Raw genomic sequence first — 18,362 nt, 5'->3', positions numbered from 1 at the left:
GAACCAGGATTGGATCAGCGGACGACGCTGAGCCAGGCGCTGGCTGCAGCGCGCAGTTCCTGGGCGTGATGAGCGCCGCGGCCGGCGCGCATGTCGGCGCTTTCCATCAGCGCGGCGGCGTGGCTGGCCGGGGCATTGACGCTGGAGGAACGGAAGAAACGGGCCACTTGGGCGATGAGGCTGAACATGATGGTGCGCGGCTCGTGGCTGCGCTTGAGTGGTTGATGTTCCAAGAATAAGGGTTAACCCTAGCAAATCAACCCGGGCTTTATGCGCGTCATGCATGGGGCAATTCACCTAGACTGGCCCGACGATGAAGCTGCAACTGCTGTCCGACCTGCACCTGGAGTCCCATCCCCACTTCCGCGCCAAGCCGCTGCCGGGCGCAGACCTGCTGATACTTGCGGGCGACATCGGCTCCTACCAGCAGGGCTCCCGCCTGACCGACACCGATTTCGGCCTGGGCAGGTTTTCGCCCCGCAACGGCTGGCCGATGCCGGTGATCTACGTGCCGGGCAACCACGAGTACGACAGCGTCGACTTCGACGAGACCCACCAGCGCCTGCACGCGCTCTGCGACGAGCTAGACATCATCTGGCTGGAGCGCGAAACCCGGGTGATAGAAGGCGTCCGCTTCGTCGGCACCACGCTCTGGGCCGATTTCGACGCACTGGCCGAGCCGACCGACAGCTTGGCCGAGGCGCTCAAGAAACGCGGCAAGGCGATGCGCGCGGCCGATTTCTATCTTGAAAAAGCGGCCACCATGCGTAACGGCGAACTTTTCCTCGCCGCACAGCTGCGCGACCAAGCGCTGGCCTGCCAGACCTGGCTCACGCAGGCGCTGGCCGAGCCTTTCGAGGGCACCACGGTGGCCATCACCCACTTCGCGCCCAGCCTCGAAAGCGCGGATCCGCGCTACGGATTGACACCGGGCACCGCCGGTTTCTGCAATGCGCTCGACGAACTGCTGCCCCAGGCCAGGCTGTGGCTGCACGGCCACCTGCATTGCCCGTCCGACTACATCAAGAACGGCTGCCGCGTGGTCGCCAACCCGCTGGGCTACGCCCGCAACGGCGAACAGGAAGGCTACAAGCCCCAGCTGCTGATCGAGGTGCCCGGCACCCGGTAACGGTCGGCAACGCCTTGGCAGCCGTCGCTGTGTAGACTGGCCCGATTCCATCTGATCGATGGGGAGCGCGCCATGACGCAGCAGCAGACACAACAACGACGTAACTTCCTGCAGCAGACCGCCGGCGCAGCCGCGGCCACGGGCCTGCTCTCCCTATGGCCGAGGGCCTTTGCCCAGGGATCGACGGAGCCGGCCACCGGCAGGGCCATGGGCCAGCTCTCGATGACCGAGATGTCGCGCCGCCTCGCCGCCGGCAGCCTCAGCAGCAGCCAGCTGGTGGAAGAAGCGCTGGCCGCCATCCAGAACCCCGCCGGCGAAGGCGCGCGCACCTTCATCCGGGTGCACGCCGACTCGGCCCGCGCCACGGCGGCCCGGCTCGACGCCGAGCGCAAGAGCGGCCGCCCGGCTGCCTCGCCCATCGCCGGCATCCCGATCTCGCTGAAGGACCTGTTCGACGAAGCCGGCGTCACCACGCTCGGCGGCTCGATGGTGCTGGCCGGCCAGCCGCCTGCGGTGCGCGACGCCCTCGTGGTCGAGCGGCTGCGGCGTGCCGGCGCGATCGTCATCGGACGCAGCAACACGGTCGAGTTCGCCTACACAGGGCTGGGCATCAACCCGCACTACGGCACGCCGAAGAACGTCTACGACCGCGCGACGGGCCGCATTCCCGGAGGCTCGACCTCGGGCGGCGCAATCTCGGTGGCCGACGGCATGGCGGCCGGCGCCATCGGCACCGACACCGGCGGCTCGCTGCGGATCCCGGCCGCGCTCAACGGGCTGGTGGGCTTCAAGCCGACGCAGCGGCGCATTCCGCTCGACGGCGTGATGCCGCTGTCGACCTCCTTCGACTCTGCCGGCCCGATGGCCTGGACGGTCGAAGACTGCGCCCTGCTCGACGCCGTGCTGGCCGCCGAGCTGCAGCGGCCGCTGCGCGTGCTGCCGATGCGCGGGCTGCGCTTCGCGGTGCCCAAGACCTTCTTCCAGGACGAGCTCTCGCCGCCCGTGGCCGCGGCATTCGCGTCGGCGCTGGCCAAGCTCTCGGCCGCCGGCGCCGCCGTCACCGAGCTGCCGATGACGGAGTTCGCGAAGGCGCCGGCCATCAACCCGCGCGGCATGATCACCGCCGCCGAGGCCTTCACCTGGCACCGGGAGATCATCAAGACCGGCGCGGCCAAGTACGACCCGCGCGTGCTGGCCCGCATCAAGACCGGCGAAACCATCACCGCGCCCGACTACCTGCAGCTGCAGGCGCTGCGCCGCCAGTTCATCCGCTCGATCAACACGGCCGCCATCGGCTACGACGCGATGCTGATGCCCACCACGCCCGACATCGCCCCGCCGATCGCCGAGGTGCTGAAGGACGACGACACCTACTACCGCATCAACGCCCGCATGCTGCGCAACCCCTCGGTGGTGAACCTGTTCGACGGCTGCGCGCTCTCGGTACCCTGCCACGACGCGGGCACGGCGCCCGTCGGGCTGATGCTCGCCAGCATCGGCAATACCGATCACCGGCTGCTGGCGGTCGGCGCGGCGGTGGAGGCGGTGGTGGCCCCGCGGCGCGCGCTTGTCAGCAGCTGAGGGGGCTGCCTTCTCGCCAGCCGCTCAGCGCGCGGCCAGGCCGTCGAAGCAGGTCGCGAGCACCAGTTCGACGATCTGCTCGTCGGTCTGCTGTCCGCCGGCTTTCAGGAAGCCCAGCACCGGATCGCAGGCGCGCGCGAACAGCGTGTAGAGCACGGCGATCGCCGGCAGCTTCGGGTTGAGCGAGCCGTCGGCCTGCGCCGCCTGGATCCAGCCGCCGAGCCGGTCGCTGATGGTCACGAGGCGGTCGAGGTAGCCCTTGTTGCCCATCAGCGTGGCGCGCAGGCTGGAGTTCTGGTGAGGCAGCAGGGGCATCTCGCCGGCCAGCTGCACTTCCATCGCCCAGCGCACAACTGCGCGCAGCTTGGCGGCCGGCTTGTCGTCGGCCGGAACCGAGGCCAGGAAATCGAGGGTGCGCTGCATGATGCGCACCATCGCGGCGGCGGCCAAGTCTTCCTTGCTCGGAAAGTGCTTGTAGAGGCTGGCCTTGGCGATGCCGACGGATGCGGCGACCTCGTCGACCGTCATCGATTCGAAGCCCTTCTCGGCAAGCAGGCGGTTGGCGGTCTGCACGATGGCCTCTTCGCGGGCCAGCAGCATCTGTTCCTTGAACGAGGTCTTGACGGGGGCGGTGGCGCTCATGCCGGAAATTCTAGTCTTGCCCGTCGCTGGGCAGACGGCGCGGATGCCGAAATACCAGCCAGTCTATTAATTACCAACCGGTTGCCTTCACTCATCCTCGGCCTCAGCCTCGGTCTCAGCCGCCGCGCCCCTTGGACACCAGCTTGATGCCCGGCATCAGCTCGGCTGCCAGCTCGGGCCGCTCCAGCGCGTAGTCGAGGTTCATGCGCGCGATCTCGACGTGCTCCTCGCCCAGCGCCTGCGCCCGCGAGCCCTGCCCGCGCTCGATGGCCTGCACCATCGCATGGTGCGTGCGGTGCGCCTGCCGCATCCACTGCTGGCCCTCTTCCATCGACGACTGCATCGGCAGCATGGCACTGGGGGCGGCGAAGGGCTGGCCGCCGAGCATGTCCATCACCCGCTTGAGCGCGAGGTTGCCGCAGCCTTCGATGATCAGCTTGTGGAAGCGGTCGTTCATCTCGACGTAGGCCGCGTAGTCGTCGAGCTCCATGCTCGGCTTGTTGACGGCGCGATCGCCGTCCTCGAGGCAGTCCTTGAGGTCGCGCAGCAGCTGGCGGGGCGCGCCGTCCTCGGCCAGCAGGCGCGCGGCGAAGCCTTCGATCACGCCGCGCACGCGGATGGCGTCGGCCACCTCCTGCGAGGTGAAACGGCGCATCTGGTAGCCGCCGCTGGGCGACTGCTCGATCAGCCCTTCGTGCTCCAGGCTGGCCAGCGCCAGCCGCACCGGGGTGCGTGAAGCCTCGAGCTTCTCGGCCAGCGGGATCTCGGCCAGCCGCTCTCCGGGCACGAATTCGCCCTTGAGGATCATGTCGCGCAGTTGCACGAGCACGCGGGATTGTTGGGAGTCCATCGGCGAATTCTAGGAGACGAGGCCGGCATTGCACGCAGCGTATTTACGCTGGCTCAGTTGTTGCATGCACTGCTTCACAAGAAGTGTCAAAAACTGACGATACGCTCAGCGTTTACCCTGATTTTCGGCTTTCAAAGCCCCAAATCGGGGCGAAACGGCAGATGAAAGTTTGACCCGGATCGAGGATCACCAACAGAATGTATACAGTTGCATGCAATAGCTGCAGACCTCTTTCCACAGTCCCCACGATGGAGCCCGCACGATGATCAGCGCAGAGCAGAACGATTTCATCACCCGCGTCGGACCCGGCGCCCCCGCCGGCAAGCTGCTGCGCCGCTACTGGCAGCCGGTGGCCCTGGCCGACGAACTGGCCGGCCCGCGCCCGGTCAAGCCCGTGAAGCTCATGGGGCAGGACTTCGTCCTGTTCCGCGACGAGAGCGGCCAGCTCGGCATGCTCGACCGAGACTGCCCGCACCGCGGCGCCGACCTCGCCTTCGGCCGGCTCGAGAACGGCGGCATCCGCTGCGCCTTCCACGGCTGGCTGTTCGACGCCAAGGGCAACTGCCTCGAAACCCCCGCCGAGCCCGCCACCAGCAAGCTGTGCAGCCGCATCAAGCAGTCGGCCTACCCGGTGGTCGAAAAGAGCGGCGTGGTCTTCGCCTACATCGGCGAGGGCGAGCCCCCCGCCTTTCCCGAGTTCGACTGCTTCGTCGCGCCCGACACCCACACCTTCGCGTTCAAGGGCCTGTTCGAGTGCAACTGGCTGCAGGCGCTCGAAGTGGGCATCGACCCGGCGCACGCCTCTTACCTGCACCGCTTCTTCGAGGACGAGGACACCTCCGAGAGCTACGGCAAGCAGTTCCGCGGCGCCTCGGCCGACTCCGACATGCCCATCACCAAGGTGCTGCGCGAGTACGACCGGCCCGACATCAGCGTCGAGCCCACCGACTACGGCTTCCGCCTGAAGGCGCTGCGCAAGCTGTCGGAAGACACCACCCACGTGCGCGTGACCAACCTGGTGTTCCCGCAGGCCTTCGTGATCCCGATGAGCTCCGAGATGACCATCTCGCAGTGGCACGTGCCGGTGGACGACACGCACTGCTACTGGTACGCCATCTTCACCAGCTTCACCGGCCCGGTCGACAAGCAGCAGATGCGCGAGCAGCGCCTGAAGCTCTACGAGCTGCCCGACTACACCTCGCGCAAGAACAAGCGCAACAACTACGGCTACAGCATCGAGGAACAGCTCACCGAGACCTACACCGGCATGGGCGACGACATCAACGTGCACGACCAGTGGGCGGTGGAGTCGCAGGGCCCCATCCAGGACCGCACGCGCGAGCACCTGGGCAGCACCGACAAGGGGATCATTGCCTACCGCCGCGTGCTGGTGAAGGCCATCGAGGCCACGCTCGCCGGCGAAGGCGCGCCGATGGTCATCGACGCCGCACAGGCCGGCGCCATGACCGGCCCGCCCTCCATCGACGGCATCGGCCGCAACGTCGCCGACGAAGCCTCCACCGAGGCCTACTGGCAGGACGCCGACCGCGCACGGCGCCTGAAGTCGGACTGGGCCTCCGCACGCCTGGCCGCTGCCTGACCCGCTCACAGGACGCACGCGCCATGAGCAGCCACACATTCGTCGACCGCTTCGGCCTCTGGAGCGAAGACCAGCACGCGCAGGCCAGGGAGCTGGTGCGCCGCATCGACAGCGGCGAGGTCGATCTCGTCCGCTTCGCCTGGCCCGACCAGCACGGCATCCTGCGCGGCAAGACGCTCGTCGCCGCCGAGGCGCGCTCGGCCCTCTGGGAGGGCGTGAACCTCACCTCCACCCTGCTGGCCAAGGACACCTCGCACAAGACCGTGTTCCCGGTGTTCACCCAGGGCGGGGGCTTCGCCGTCGAGGGCCTGCAGGGCGGCGCCGACTTCACCATCGTGGCCGACCCGGCCACCTTCAAGGTCCTGCCGTGGTCGCCGCGCACCGGCTGGGTGATGTGCGACGCCTACATGGCAGACGGCAAGCCCTGCCCCTTCGCCACGCGGCAGATCCTGCAGCGCGCGGTGCACCAGCTCGACGAGCTGGGGCTGGACTTCATCGCCGGCCTCGAGGTCGAGTTCCATGTCTTCAGGCTCGACGACGCGCGCATGGGCCTGGCCGACTCCGGCCAGCCCGGCGAGCCGCCGCGCGTGTCGCTGCTCTCGCACGGCCACCAGTACCTCACCGAGCTGCGCTACGACCGCGTCGACGGGCTGATGGAGCTGCTGCGCTCGCAGCTCATGGCGCTCGGCCTGCCGCTGCGCTCGCTGGAAATCGAATTCGGCCCCAGCCAGTTCGAGCTGACCTTCGGCCCCACCGCCGGCGTCATGCCCGCCGACACCATGGTGCTGCTGCGCAGCGCCATCAAGCAGGTCTGCCAGCGCAACGGGCTGCATGCCACCTTCATGTGCCGGCCGAAGATCCCGAACGTGATGTCCAGCGGCTGGCACCTGCACCAGTCGCTGCGCCGCAAGAGCGACGGCGTCAACGCCTTCATGCCGGAAGCCGCAAGCGGCCAGCCGCTGAGCGAGACCGGCATGCACTACCTCGGCGGCCTCAAGGCGCACGCCTGCGGCGCCGCGGCGCTGGCGAGCCCCACCATCAACGGCTACCGGCGCTACCGCCCCTTCTCGCTCGCACCCGACCGCGCAATCTGGGCCAAGGACAACCGCGGCGCGATGCTGCGCGTGCTCGGCGGCCCGGGCCAGTCCGCCACGCGCATCGAGAACCGCGTGGGCGAGCCGACGGCCAACCCGTACCTGTATCTCGCATCCCAGCTCTTCTCGGGCCTGGACGGCATCCGCAACCGGATCGACCCCGGCCCCTCGGCCGACGCGCCCTACGAGACGCCTGCGGAGCAGCTGCCCCGTTCGTTGGGCGACGCCCTCGCCTGCCTGCGCCGCGACGAGATGCTCAACGCGCAGATGGGCAAGACCTTCGTCGACTACCTCTGCCACATCAAGGAAGCGGAGATCGCCCGCTTCAACCTGGAAGTCAGCGAGTGGGAACACCGCGAGTATTTCGACATGTTCTAGAGCCATGAGCCTCCCGGCTTTTCACTCCGCTTCGCTGCGTGTAACTCCACCCCCCGAGGGGGAGGCGCGGCCCGCCTTGGGGCGGCCCGGCGGCGGCCGCCATTTCCATTGAAACCCATGCCCACGATCCACTACATCCTCAAGGACGGCACCACGCGCGAGGTCGACGCCAAGGTCGGCGCCAGCGTGATGGAGACCGCCATCCGCGGCAACGTTCGCGGCATCGACGCCGAGTGCGGCGGATGCTGTTCCTGCGCCACCTGCCACGTCTACGTGGACGACGCCTTCATCGACCTGCTGCCGCCGCCCGACGACATGGAGAGCGCGCTGCTCGATGCCGTGGCGTCCGAGCGCAGGCCCGGCTCGCGCCTGAGCTGCCAGCTCAGCATCACCGCGGCCTTCGATGGCCTCACGGTGCGCGTGCCCGATACCCAGGTTTGACGCCCCCTCGGGCATCATCGCCCGCTTTGTTTGCACCCGGTTACACGACAGCGGCGCCCGATCGGCGCATCCACTCCACCTGAAAGGCCCTTTTCCATGACGCCAACGACGATGACCAAGAGAACCCTCCTCTCGACCCTGCTGCTGGCCGGCCTCGGCTTGGCGGGCGCCACGGCGCATGCGGCCGGCGAGCCGCTGCGCATCGGCCTCATCGCCACCTACTCGGGTCCGTACGCCGACTACGGCCGCCAGTTCGACGCCGGCATCGCGCTCTACCTGAAGGAGCACGGCGGCAAGGTGGGCGGCCGCACGGTCGAGATCATCAAGAAGGACACCGCCGGCCCCGCGCCCGACGCCGCCAAGCGAATCGCGCAGGAGCTCATCGTGCGCGACAAGGTGAGCGTGCTCACCGGCCTGGACTTCAGCCCCAACGCGTATGCCGTGGGCGCCATCGCCACGCAGGCGAAGATCCCGACCATCGTGATGAACGCGGCCTCGTCGGCCATCACCACCAGCTCGCCCTACGTGGCGCGCCTGTCGTTCACCGTGCAGCAGGTCACCGACCCGATGGCGCGCTACATGCTCAAGGAAGGCATCAAGGACGCCTACACCGTGGTCGCCGACTACGCCTCGGGCGTCGACGCGGAAACCGCCTTCAAGAAGACCTTCACCGCCGGCGGCGGCAAGGTCTCGGGCGAGGTGCGCACGCCGATGAACAACCCCGACTTCTCGGCCTACGTGCAGCGCATCAAGGACGCCAAGCCCCAGGCCGTGTTCTTCTTCTTTCCCTCGGGCGTGATGCCGCCGGCCTTCCTCAAGGTGTGGAAGGAGCGCGGCATGGAGCAGGCCGGCATCAAGCTCTACGCCACCGGCGAGGCCACCGACGACAGCTACCTCGACGCCACCGGCGACGTGGCGCTGGGCCTGGTCACCAGCCATCACTACTCGTTCGCGCATCCCTCGCCGAAGAACCAGAAGTTCGTGAAGGACTTCGCCGCCGACAACGGCACCAAGCTGCGCCCGAGCTACTTCGCCGTGACCGCCTACGACGCGATGGCCGCCATCGACCTCGCGCTGGCCAAGACCAAGGGCGACACCGCCGGCGACAAGTTCATGGACGCGCTCAAGGGCCTGAGCTTCGAGAGCCCGCGCGGCCCCGTGGAGATCGACCCGGCCACCCGCGACATCGTGCAGACCGTCTACATCCGCAAGACCGAGCGCGTGAACGGCCAGCTGGTGAACGTCGAGTTCGACAAGTTCGAGCGCGTGAAGGACCCGGCCAAGGAAGGCGCCGCAGCCAAGTAGGCGCGCCCTCGTATCCATCGTTCAGCCAGCGAGTCAGCAAGCGGGAAATTCATGGGCATCGTGATCTTCGACGGAGTGGCCTACGGCATGCTCCTCTTTCTCATCGGCGTGGGCCTGTCCATCACGATGGGGCTCATGAATTTCGTCAACCTCGCGCACGGCAGCTTCGCGATGGTGGGCGGCTACGCCGCGAGCGTGCTCATGAGCCACTTCGGGCTGGGCTTCGGGCTCTCGCTGGCAGCCGCCTTCGTGGCGGCTGCCGTCACGGGCGCGGTGCTGGAGTTCCTGTTCTACCGGCGCCTCTACCGCGCGCATCCGCTCGACCAGGTGCTGCTGTCGATCGGCGTGGTGTTCGTGTCCATCGCCGCCTTCACCTACTTCTTCGGCCCGACGATGCAGCCCTTCACGCTGCCGCCGGCGCTCGACGGGCAGGTGTCGCTCGTGGGGCTCGAAGTGGGCCGCTACCGCCTCTTCCTGATCGTCTGCGGCGTGCTCGTGCTGGCCGCGCTGCTGCTGGGCCTGGGCAAGACCCGCTACGGCGCGATGGTGCGCGCAGCGGTGGACAACCAGCGCGTGGCCGGCGGCACCGGCATACACGTGCAGCGCCTCTTCTTCCTGACCTTCTCGCTGGGCTGCGGCCTCGCGGGACTCGGCGGCGCGCTGAGCCTCGGCATGCTGGGGCTGGAGCCCTCGTTCCCGCTCAAGTACCTCGTCTACTTCCTGATGGTGGTCTGCGTGGGCGGCGCGGGCACCGTCACCGGGCCCTTCATCGCGGCGCTGCTGGTCGGCATCGTCGACGTGGCGGGCAAGTACTACCTGCCGGAGACCGGCGCATTTCTCATCTACGTCTTCATGATCGTCATGCTGCTCGTGCGGCCGAACGGCATCGTCGCGAAGAAGGGGCTCGCATGAGAGCCCTGAGCCTTTCCCCCGCGCAAATGCGCATCGCCGAAGCCGCGTTCTGGCTCACGCTCGCGTCGAGTTTCTTCCTGCTGCCCGACAAGCTCACGCTGATGAGCCAGGTCATGATCTTCGGCCTGTTCGCCGTGTCGCTCGACATGGCGCTGGGCTACGCGGGCATCCTCACCGTGGGCCACGCGGCCTTCTTCGGCGCCGGTGCCTACGCGGCCGGCCTGCTCGCGAAGTACGGCTGGAGCGAGCCCTTCAGCGGCCTCTTGTTCGCGCTGGCGGTGTGCGGCGCGCTGGGCTACGTGCTGAGCTATCTCGTGGTGCGCGGCGCCGACCTCACGCGGCTGATGATCACCATCGGCGTGTGCGTGCTGCTGTACGAGCTGGCCAACCGGCTCTCGGGCATCACCGGCGGCACAGACGGGTTGCAGGGCGTGGCCATCGCACCGGTGCTGGGCCTCTTCGAATTCGACCTCTACGGCAAGACCGCCTTCTGCTATGCCTTCGGCGTGGTGCTCGCGATGTTCCTGCTCGTGCGGCTGGTGCTGCGCTCGCCCTTCGGCCTGGCGCTGCGCGGCATCCACGACAGCCGCAAGCGCATGACGGCCATCGGCTCGCCGGTGGAAGCGCGGCTGCGCATGGCCTACGCCTTCTCGGCGGCGGTGGCTGGCGTGGCAGGCGCCCTGCTGGCGCAGACCACGCAGTTCGTCGGCATCGAGTCGATCAGCTTCAACCGCTCGGCCGAGGTGCTCATCATCCTGGTGCTCGGAGGCACGGGGCGGCTGTACGGCGGGATGATCGGCGCCATCGTCTACATGCTGGTGCACGACTGGTTCGCGGACATGAACCCGCAGTACTGGATGTTCTGGCTCGGCATCTTCCTGATCGCGGCCGTCATGCTGGGACGCGGCGGCATCATGGGCGCGCTCTCGCGCTTCGTGCGCACGGGGAAGGCGCGATGACGAACACCGCGCACTCCCTGCGCACGCAGGGCCTCGGCGTGCGCTTCGGCGCTTTCCAGGCCGTGGGCGACGTCAACCTCTCGCTCGAACCCGGCGCGCGGCAGGCGCTGATCGGGCCCAACGGCGCGGGCAAGACCACGCTCATCAACCTGCTGACCGGCGTGCTCAAGCCCACCAGCGGCAGCATCCACATGGGCGGGCTCGACATCACGCGCCTGCCGGGCGACAAGCGCGCACGCATGGGCCTGGCGCGCACCTTCCAGATCAACACGCTCTTCCCCAGTCTCACGCCGCTGCTGTCGGTGGTGCTGGCGATCAGCGAGCGCGAAGGGCTGGGCGCCACCTGGTGGCGGCCACTGAAGGGCTGCACGGCCGTGTTCGACGAGGCGCACGCCCTGCTGGGCACGCTGAAGCTCGACAGCCTCGCCGATGTGCCCGTGGCCGAGCTGGCCTACGGCAAGCAGCGGCTGCTCGAGATCGCGCTCGCGCTCGCGGCCAAGCCCCGCATCCTGCTGCTCGACGAACCCGCCGCCGGCGTGCCGGAGGACGAGAGCGGCGAGCTGTTCGAGGCCATCGCGGCGCTGCCGCGGGACATCAGCGTGCTCTTCATCGAGCACGACATGAAGCTGGTCTTCCGCTTCGCGCGCCGCATCTCGGTGCTGGTGGGCGGCCGCATCCTCACCGAGGGCACGCCTTCGGAAATCGGCGCAGACCCGCGCGTGCGCGAGGTCTACCTGGGCAGTTCGCACCTCCATCACCACCCACACGACCAACATGCCTGAAGCACTCGCCTTCGACAACGTCACCGCCGGCTATGGCAACGCCGTGGTGCTCGACCGGCTGGCTTTCTCCCTGCAGCAGGGTGAAAGCCTCGCCATCCTCGGGCGCAACGGCGTGGGCAAGACCACGCTGCTCGAGACGCTGATGGGCAACACACGCGTGATGCAGGGCGCGATCCGCTGGCAGGGCACGGACATCGTGCGCTGGCCCTCGCACCAGCGCGTGCGCGCGGGGCTGGGCTGGGTGCCGCAAGAGCGCGAGGTGTTCCCTTCGCTCACCGTCGAGGAGAACCTCACGGTGATCTCGCGCCTGGGCGGCTGGAACCTCAAGCGCGTCTACGACTTCTTCCCGCGCCTGCGCGAGCGCCGCGGCAACTACGGCAACCAGCTCTCGGGCGGCGAACAGCAGATGCTCGCCATCGGCCGCGCGCTGATGACCAACCCGAAGCTGCTGCTGCTCGACGAGCCCATGGAAGGCCTCGCGCCGATCATCGTGGAAGAGCTCGCCGCGGCGATCCGCCGGCTGTGCGAGTCCGAAGGGCTCGCCTCGATCGTGGTCGAGCAGCATCCGGTGCTCGCGCTGGAGATGACGCACAAGGCCATCGTGCTGGAGCGCGGCACGGTGGTGCACGCGGGGCCGAGCGCGGAGCTGGCGGCCGACCAGGAATTGCTGGAAGGCTTGCTGGGCGTCGGGGTCTGATTGCAGGACACCGCGGAACCGGCTTTGCCGGGCCGCAGGTGTCGCCCCCGGCGAGGGGGTTGGCGAAGCGACACGAAGTGCGCGAAGCCTGGGGGAGTACCTGGCCTAGCTGAGCATCTGCCCGCGACTGCCGATGACGGCCACGTCCACGAACTGACCGCCTTCGCGGTTGGTGCGCCCGTAGTTGATCTTCACGCCGCCCAGGTCGAAGTTCTCGATGCTCGCGAGGCCCGACATCACCGAGGCGCGCGTGAGCGAACTGCCGGCGCGGCGCATGCCTTCGGCCAGCACGGCGGCATTCAGGTAGCCCTCGAGGCTGGTGAGCGAGAACTCCTTGACGCCGTTGGCCGTCATGTCGGCCTGGTAGCGGCGCACGATCTCGAACTTGGTCGAGTACGGCGAGGGCACCACGATCACGAAGCCCAGGCCCTTGGCCAGGTCGCCCATGGCCGACAGCGCGCTGGCCGTGATCGACAGGCCGTAGGCCGAGCTGCTGTTGCCCGCCTCACGCAGCGCCTTCAGGAATACCGGCGCGGTGCCGGCCAGCCCGACCACCACCACCTGCGGCTTGGCCTTGGCGATGGCTTCGGCGGCGGGGCCCACTTCCATGCTGGTGGTGTTGGGCGTGGTCGCGATCACCGCCGGCTCCAGCTTGGCCTTGGCCAGCGCGTTCTTGAAGGCGGCCAGCACCGACTGCCCCAGCGGGTCGTTCGAATGCACGAGGCCGATGCGGCTCTGGCCCAGCACGGCGGCGGTGCTCACCAGCTTCTCGACTTCCTGGTCGTAGTTGGCGCGCACCCAGAAGGTGTTGGGCGAATTCTTCTTGCGAAGCGAGATGGTGCCGGTGATGGGGCCCACCACGGCCATGCCGGGCACCGCGTCCATCACCTCGGCCGTCTGGCGCGTGCCCAGCGGGTGCACCAGCGCGAGCACGGAGCTGTCCTTCTCGAAGGCCAGCGCGTTGGCCTTGGCCACTTCGGGCTTGAAGGTGTCGTCGGCCATCACGAGCTCGACCTTGGTGCCGTTGATGCCGCCCGCCTTGTTCAGCGCGTTGAAGAAGGCGCTCGAACCCTGGTAGAGCCCCTGACCGTTGGCCTTCTCGACGCTGCTGTTGTCGAAGGTGGTCCCGATGCGCAGCGGCCGGTTCTGCGCGAGCGCCGGAAACCCGAGGCCTGCGGCGGCGGTTGCGGCGGCCAGCCCGGTCAGTGCGCGACGACGGCTGGTGGAAAGCGGCGCAATCGACTCGCGCGGCACGGGAACGGTCATGTCGAAGTCTCCAGAAGAAAGGCGTCTGTGACAAAAGTTCACAATCTCGGAGGAAATGTAACGCACCTTCCCTCGCTGGCGATGACCCAGGCAGCTACTTCGTCGCCGGCTTCGGCATGGCCGCCACATAGCGCGCGTCGGTCAGGGTGCCGAGGAAGGCGCTGATCTCGTCGATCTCCTCGTCGGTCAGCGCCGGCGTGGTGCCGGGGCGACGGTTCATCGGCGTGGAATTGACGTTGATGTTGCCGCGATAGGCCGCCGGCACGTCGTCGAAGGTGGGCTTGCCGTGATACCACTTCGCCGGGTCGGTCGAGCGCGTGGCGTAGAACGCGACCGCATCGCGCAGCGTGGTGAACACGCCGTTGTGCATGAAGCTCTGGCGCACCGCCACGTTGCGCAGCCCCGGCGTACGGAAGTAGCCGCACCACTGGTTGGGCTCGGGCCAGCGCAGCTGCGCGGCCGTGCGGCACAGGCCGTTGTCGAAGCGGCGCGGATCGCGGTTGGCGGGCAGCGACAGGTTGCGCGGCACGGCGATGGCGTCGTAGCCGAAGTCGGTGAACAGCGATCGCTCGGGCCGGCTCGCGGTGTCGGACAGCGTGTGGCACGACATGCAGTTGCCCTTGTCCGGGTTCTTGAACAGCGCCAAACCGCGCATCTCCAGCGGGCTCAGCGGCGTGCGGTGGCGCAGGTAGTCGTCGAAGCGCGAGCTGAAGGGCGCCATCTCGTCGCTCTGCAGGTAGGCCTGCAGCGCCTGGCCGATGCCCTTCACCGCCTGCTCAGGGTCGCGCAGCACGCGGGGGCCGAAGGCCAGCGACATCGCGGGCGCGAGGTCGGTGCCGCGCAGCTTGCGCAGCAGGCTCTTCGGCGAGGCGTTGTTCATCTCGTCACGGTCGAACAGCGGGCCGCGCGCCTGTTCGGCCAGCGTGTCGGCACGGCCGTCGGCGAAGAGGCCGCCGAAGGGCGAGGCGAAAGGCGCGTCGTCGTCCTGGTAGAAGTGCCGGCGCGGCACGTAGCGCACGTACAGCAGCGACGGCGCGGTGCGCGCGCTGAAATGGCCGGGGCGGCCGCCCTGCGGCGTGCGCGGGCCGGCCAGCGAAGGGGCGCTCAGCGTCGATGTGAAGGCGCGCAGCGGATCGTGGCAGCTGGCGCACGAGGTGCCCTGCGGCTGCGACAGCCGCGTGTCGAAGAAGATGCGCTTGCCCAGCGCGGCCAGCGCCGGGTCGGGCTTGAAGGTGGCGGCCGTGGGATCGATGCGTGCGGAGATCTTCGGCGTGGCACCGATGCGATCGATCACCACGCTCGGCGGGCCGCCGGGGTTGATCTCCGCCGCGGTCGCGGCAATGGCAACGGCCGCCGTGCCCGTCCAGGCCAGGCATGCGGCCGCCATCGCCAGCGCGGCGCGCATCGTCACGGCGTGAGGAAGCCCGTCTTGTCGCAGGCCAGCGTCCGGCCGGTCTGCTCGCAGGTGGCGAGCAGCTTGCCCGCCACCGTGTAGGCCTTGAAGGACCAGCCCACGCCGGGCGCCGCCTTGCGCTCCATCATCATGAAACCGAAGCTGCTGTGGTGCGTGATGCGGTCGACCGTCACGTCCGGCGCGGGCGTGGTGCCGGGCGGCAGCGGATCGGGCAGCGCCACGTCGAGGTTGTCGCCGCCGTTGCCCGTCACCAGCGTGGCAGGGTGGTCGGTGGCGAAGTTGAGCGCCTGGAAGTCGTGCACGTGGCCGTGCAGCGCGATGTGCACGCCGCTCGGGTAGTAGGCCTTGGGGTTGAGATTGCCCATCACCGACTGCAGCGCGAGGTTGCCCGATGCCGGGGTGGAGCCCGCGATCGGCGCGAAGGCCAGGATCGGGTGGTGGTTGGTGAACATCGTGGTCGTGATGCCGGCTTTGGCGGCCAGCGTCGCGACGGTCTGGAACTGCTTCTGGTAGGCGATGAACTGCGGGTCGTCCGTCTTCAGCGCCACCTTGCCGGCTTTGGCCGAGTCGAACACGATGACCTGCGAGCCCGTGCCCAACTGCACCGCGTACGGCTCGGAATAGTTGCCGGTGCTGTCGTTGGCCGGCTCGTTGCACGAGCGCTTGTCGGAGTACGGGCGCGGATCGAGGAAGCGCATCCAGCCCTGGCCGCCGCGCGCGCATTCCTCGTGGTTGCCGCGCACCAGGATCCACGGAGCCTTGGCCAGCAGCGGCGCCGCCGGCTTGAAGAAGTCGGCCTGCCAGGTGTCCCAGCCATAGCCCCAGGGGCTGCCCTTGCAGCCGGCAATGTCGTCGGGGCAGACGTTTTCGCGGTAGTGGTAGTCGCCGATGTGCAGCACCAGGTCGGGGTTGAAGCCCGCGCCGGTGGCGGCGAGCGGCGCGAACGGCCACACGCTGCTGTCGTTGCAGGGCTGATAGGCGTTGTCGGCCTTCTTCAGGCGGCAGCCGGTGTCGGCCAGCAAGAGGACGCGCTGCGGCTCGGCCTTGGGCAGCGGCAGCGCGCGGCTGCCGATGGCGGCCTGCTTCGCGTCGGCGGGCAGCGTGGTTTCGCAGGACGACACGGGAAAGGCGGAAGGCTTGGAATCGGCCGGGTCGCTGGCCGTGGTGCGCAGCGCCATGGTGCCGGCGCCTGCGCGCAAGGTCATGCGCGTCGTCTTGCCGTCCACCGTGATCTGCGGGCATGCGGCATTGGCGTCGGCCGTGGTGGCGGAGGCCGGCGCGGTGTAGCTGGTGATGGCGCGCGCGATGGCCGCGTTGTTGTCGCCGATCTCCACCCAGGTGGCCTGCAGGTTGGCATCGGCGGTGGCGGCGTCGGCTTGGGGGGCGGGTGCCGGAGCGGGGGCTGGAGCCGGCGTGCCGGCGACCGGGCCGAGAACGATCGACTGGCCGCTGCCGCCGCCGTTGCAGCCCTGCAGCAGGGCGGAAGCAACGGCGAGTGCGGCGAGCCACCGTAGGTCGGGCATGGCTGGCGGTGCCGGCGGCACCGGGGGCATGAGGCGCATCTGGAATCCCTCTGGTTGTTGTGTCGTGGGACGCCGCAATCTAGAGGGGCAGTGTGCAAGCCGTATTACACGGCCGCCGGCGCGCCGCGAGCGCGCGCAGTGGAGGTGGTGACGGAGGCGGAGGCGGAAGCGCCTGCTACAGCAGCTCTTCGCCCACGATGGGCAGCAGCAGCCAGTTCTTGAAGCGCAGCCAGAGGAACTCGCCGGGCTCGTCCTCGTGGACGATGTCGCCGCCCGCGTCGTCGTACTCCAGCCATTGCACGCGCCGGCCGTTGGGCCCGAGCCGCAGCCGGTAGCCGAGGTTCACGCGCTCGCCCGACATGAGCTTGTTGTAGTCCTGCACCAGCTCGGGGCTGTCGATGACCAGGCCGATCTCGGTGTTGACCGCGGCCGAGCGGTGGTCGAGGTTCATCGAGCCGACGAAGAAGCGCTCGTTGTCGACGATCGCGAGCTTGGCGTGCAGCCGGCTGATCGACTTGCCGAAGTCGCCGAAGCGCCCCGATCGCCCGCTGAGCGTGGGCGCGATCTCGAAGATGGTGACGCCGATCTTCAGCATGTCGGCGCGGTAGCGCTCGTAGCCCGCGTAGGCCAGCGGCTCGTCGGTCGCGCCCAGCGAGTTGGTCACGACCGTGATGCGCCCGCCCTTGGCGATGCAGGCACGCATCTCCTCCATGCCCTTCGGCCCCGGAATGAAGTACGGCGAGGCGATGACCACCTCGCGCCGCGTGGCGTTGATCACGCTGAGCGCACCCTCGGTCACGCTGCCGATGTAGGCCTCGTCGGCCTTGCGCGTGATCTTGTCCGGGTCGTCGATGAACAGCGTCGACGGCGCCCAGTAGCGGTCGATCTTGCCGGTGATGAGCTGCTCGCCCACCGGCGACTTGTTGAGCACGTCGCGCGGACGGATGGGCACGTCGGGCACGGCCGAGCGCGCGATCTCGTCGAAGCGGCGCTGCGCCGCCTCGCGCGTCAGTCCGTGCAGCGGCGCGATGCGCTCGATGGGCCATGCGTGCGAACTGTTCCAGTAGCGGTCGAAGCCCTCGGACATCTGCCGCACGACGGGGCCGCTGGAAATCACGTCCATGTCGATGAAATTCGCGGCCGTGCTGCGCATGAAGTATTCGTTGCCGATGTTTCGCCCGCCCGAGACCGCGAAGCTGTTGTCGGCGATCAGCAGCTTGTTGTGCATGCGGTGGTTGATGCGGCCGAAGTCGGTCAGCGACAGCAGCAGCCGCGTGCCGAGCGAACTGGCGCGCGAGGGCAGCGGGTTGAAGAGCCGCACCTCCACGTTCGGGAAGGCGGCCAGCGTGCCGAAGAGCTCGTCCTCGCCGCCGGTGTAGAGGTCGTCCACCAGCAGCCGCACCCGCACGCCCCGCGCCGCGGCCTCGCGCAGCTCGCGCAGGAACAGCAGGCCGATGTCGTCGCGCTGCACCAGGTAGTACTGCACGTCGAGCGACTTCTCGGCATGCCGCGCGAGCGAGATGCGCGCGTCGAACGCGAATGCCGCCTCCGGCAGCAGCCGGAAGCCCGAAAGCGCGGTGGAGCCCTCGGGCGCGCCCTTGGCCGCGAGCTGCCCGAGCTCGGTCTGCGCCACGTCGGTGATCGCCGTGACGGGCGTGTGCGGCACGGGCGGCGGCAGGCTGACACAACCGGCAAGCCATGCAGCCGCCACGACCCACAGGAAGGCGGCTAGGCGACGGGCGATGGAGGCGCGCATGGGCCGAACTGTAGCTCGCGGCGGGCCCGGATG

Annotated in this window: 17 protein-coding genes; 10 read left to right on the top strand and 7 right to left on the bottom strand. The window is 68.7% G+C overall.

The window, feature by feature from the left end; all coding sequences use genetic code 11:
- Positions 1–14: 14 nt before the first annotated feature.
- Complete coding sequence (locus EJP69_RS22755; RefSeq protein WP_093195623.1) at positions 15–233, bottom strand: hypothetical protein; 219 nt, start codon at positions 231–233, stop codon at positions 15–17.
- Positions 234–313: 80 nt separating this feature from the next.
- Between EJP69_RS22755 and EJP69_RS22750 the strand changes: the two genes are divergently transcribed.
- Both EJP69_RS22750 and EJP69_RS22745 read left to right on the top strand, forming a co-directional pair.
- Positions 314–1,129, top strand: coding sequence for a metallophosphoesterase (locus tag EJP69_RS22750; protein ID WP_126472597.1), 816 nt, complete (start codon positions 314–316; stop codon positions 1,127–1,129).
- A gap of 72 nt (positions 1,130–1,201) precedes the next feature.
- Positions 1,202–2,710, top strand: coding sequence for an amidase (locus EJP69_RS22745; RefSeq protein WP_126472596.1), 1,509 nt, complete (start codon positions 1,202–1,204; stop codon positions 2,708–2,710).
- Positions 2,711–2,734: 24 nt separating this feature from the next.
- Here EJP69_RS22745 and EJP69_RS22740 read toward each other — a convergent pair whose 3' ends face one another.
- Positions 2,735–3,352 carry a TetR/AcrR family transcriptional regulator gene (locus EJP69_RS22740; protein ID WP_093300544.1) on the bottom strand — a complete coding sequence of 206 codons (618 nt, stop codon included), beginning with the start codon at positions 3,350–3,352 and terminating at the stop codon, positions 2,735–2,737.
- A 115-nt stretch (positions 3,353–3,467) separates the two neighbouring features.
- A complete protein-coding gene (locus EJP69_RS22735; RefSeq protein WP_093195627.1) occupies positions 3,468–4,202 on the bottom strand; it encodes a GntR family transcriptional regulator in 735 nt (244 codons plus the stop codon).
- Positions 4,203–4,464: 262 nt separating this feature from the next.
- Between EJP69_RS22735 and EJP69_RS22730 the strand changes: the two genes are divergently transcribed.
- From EJP69_RS22730 to EJP69_RS22695, 8 genes are all read left to right on the top strand, one after another.
- Positions 4,465–5,802, top strand: a complete 1,338-nt coding sequence (locus EJP69_RS22730) for an aromatic ring-hydroxylating dioxygenase subunit alpha (RefSeq protein ID WP_093195628.1) — start codon at positions 4,465–4,467, stop codon at positions 5,800–5,802.
- A gap of 23 nt (positions 5,803–5,825) precedes the next feature.
- On the top strand, positions 5,826–7,274 hold the full coding sequence (locus EJP69_RS22725; RefSeq protein WP_126472595.1) for a glutamine synthetase family protein: 1,449 nt from the start codon (positions 5,826–5,828) through the stop codon (positions 7,272–7,274).
- A 117-nt stretch (positions 7,275–7,391) separates the two neighbouring features.
- A complete protein-coding gene (locus EJP69_RS22720) occupies positions 7,392–7,715 on the top strand; it encodes a 2Fe-2S iron-sulfur cluster-binding protein (RefSeq protein ID WP_126472594.1) in 324 nt (107 codons plus the stop codon).
- 111 nt (positions 7,716–7,826) lie between these two features.
- A complete protein-coding gene (locus tag EJP69_RS22715) occupies positions 7,827–9,020 on the top strand; it encodes an ABC transporter substrate-binding protein (RefSeq protein ID WP_093300542.1) in 1,194 nt (397 codons plus the stop codon).
- Positions 9,021–9,071: 51 nt separating this feature from the next.
- On the top strand, positions 9,072–9,932 hold the full coding sequence (locus tag EJP69_RS22710; protein WP_126472593.1) for a branched-chain amino acid ABC transporter permease: 861 nt from the start codon (positions 9,072–9,074) through the stop codon (positions 9,930–9,932).
- Complete coding sequence (locus EJP69_RS22705; RefSeq protein ID WP_126472592.1) at positions 9,929–10,891, top strand: branched-chain amino acid ABC transporter permease; 963 nt, start codon at positions 9,929–9,931, stop codon at positions 10,889–10,891. The genes EJP69_RS22710 and EJP69_RS22705 overlap by 4 nt, the downstream gene beginning before the upstream one ends.
- Positions 10,888–11,673, top strand: a complete 786-nt coding sequence (locus EJP69_RS22700) for an ABC transporter ATP-binding protein (RefSeq protein WP_126472591.1) — start codon at positions 10,888–10,890, stop codon at positions 11,671–11,673. Before EJP69_RS22705 ends, EJP69_RS22700 begins: the two co-directional genes overlap by 4 nt.
- Positions 11,666–12,370: an ABC transporter ATP-binding protein gene (locus tag EJP69_RS22695; protein ID WP_093195635.1), complete on the top strand. Its 705-nt coding sequence runs from the start codon at positions 11,666–11,668 to the stop codon at positions 12,368–12,370. The genes EJP69_RS22700 and EJP69_RS22695 overlap by 8 nt, the downstream gene beginning before the upstream one ends.
- 105 nt (positions 12,371–12,475) lie before the next feature.
- On the opposite strand, the gene EJP69_RS22685 is transcribed toward EJP69_RS22695, so the two are convergent.
- From EJP69_RS22685 to EJP69_RS22670, 4 genes are all read right to left on the bottom strand, one after another.
- The gene (locus EJP69_RS22685; protein WP_093195636.1) at positions 12,476–13,636 is read right to left on the bottom strand and encodes an ABC transporter substrate-binding protein; all 1,161 of its coding nucleotides are present in this window, start codon (positions 13,634–13,636) and stop codon (positions 12,476–12,478) included.
- Between the two features lie 94 nt (positions 13,637–13,730).
- Positions 13,731–15,041: a cytochrome-c peroxidase gene (locus tag EJP69_RS22680; RefSeq protein WP_126472715.1), complete on the bottom strand. Its 1,311-nt coding sequence runs from the start codon at positions 15,039–15,041 to the stop codon at positions 13,731–13,733.
- A gap of 2 nt (positions 15,042–15,043) precedes the next feature.
- A complete protein-coding gene (locus EJP69_RS22675; protein ID WP_126472716.1) occupies positions 15,044–16,573 on the bottom strand; it encodes a metallophosphoesterase in 1,530 nt (509 codons plus the stop codon).
- Positions 16,574–16,748: 175 nt separating this feature from the next.
- Positions 16,749–18,329, bottom strand: coding sequence for a phospholipase D family protein (locus EJP69_RS22670; RefSeq protein WP_093195639.1), 1,581 nt, complete (start codon positions 18,327–18,329; stop codon positions 16,749–16,751).
- Positions 18,330–18,362 lie beyond the last annotated feature (33 nt).

Origin of the sequence: Variovorax gossypii (assembly GCF_003965815.1) — a bacterium.
GTDB classification, from domain to species: Bacteria; Pseudomonadota; Gammaproteobacteria; order Burkholderiales; family Burkholderiaceae_C; genus Variovorax; species Variovorax gossypii.
Note: the sequence above shows the minus strand (reverse complement) of the source record. Positions and strands in the feature narration are given on the sequence as shown.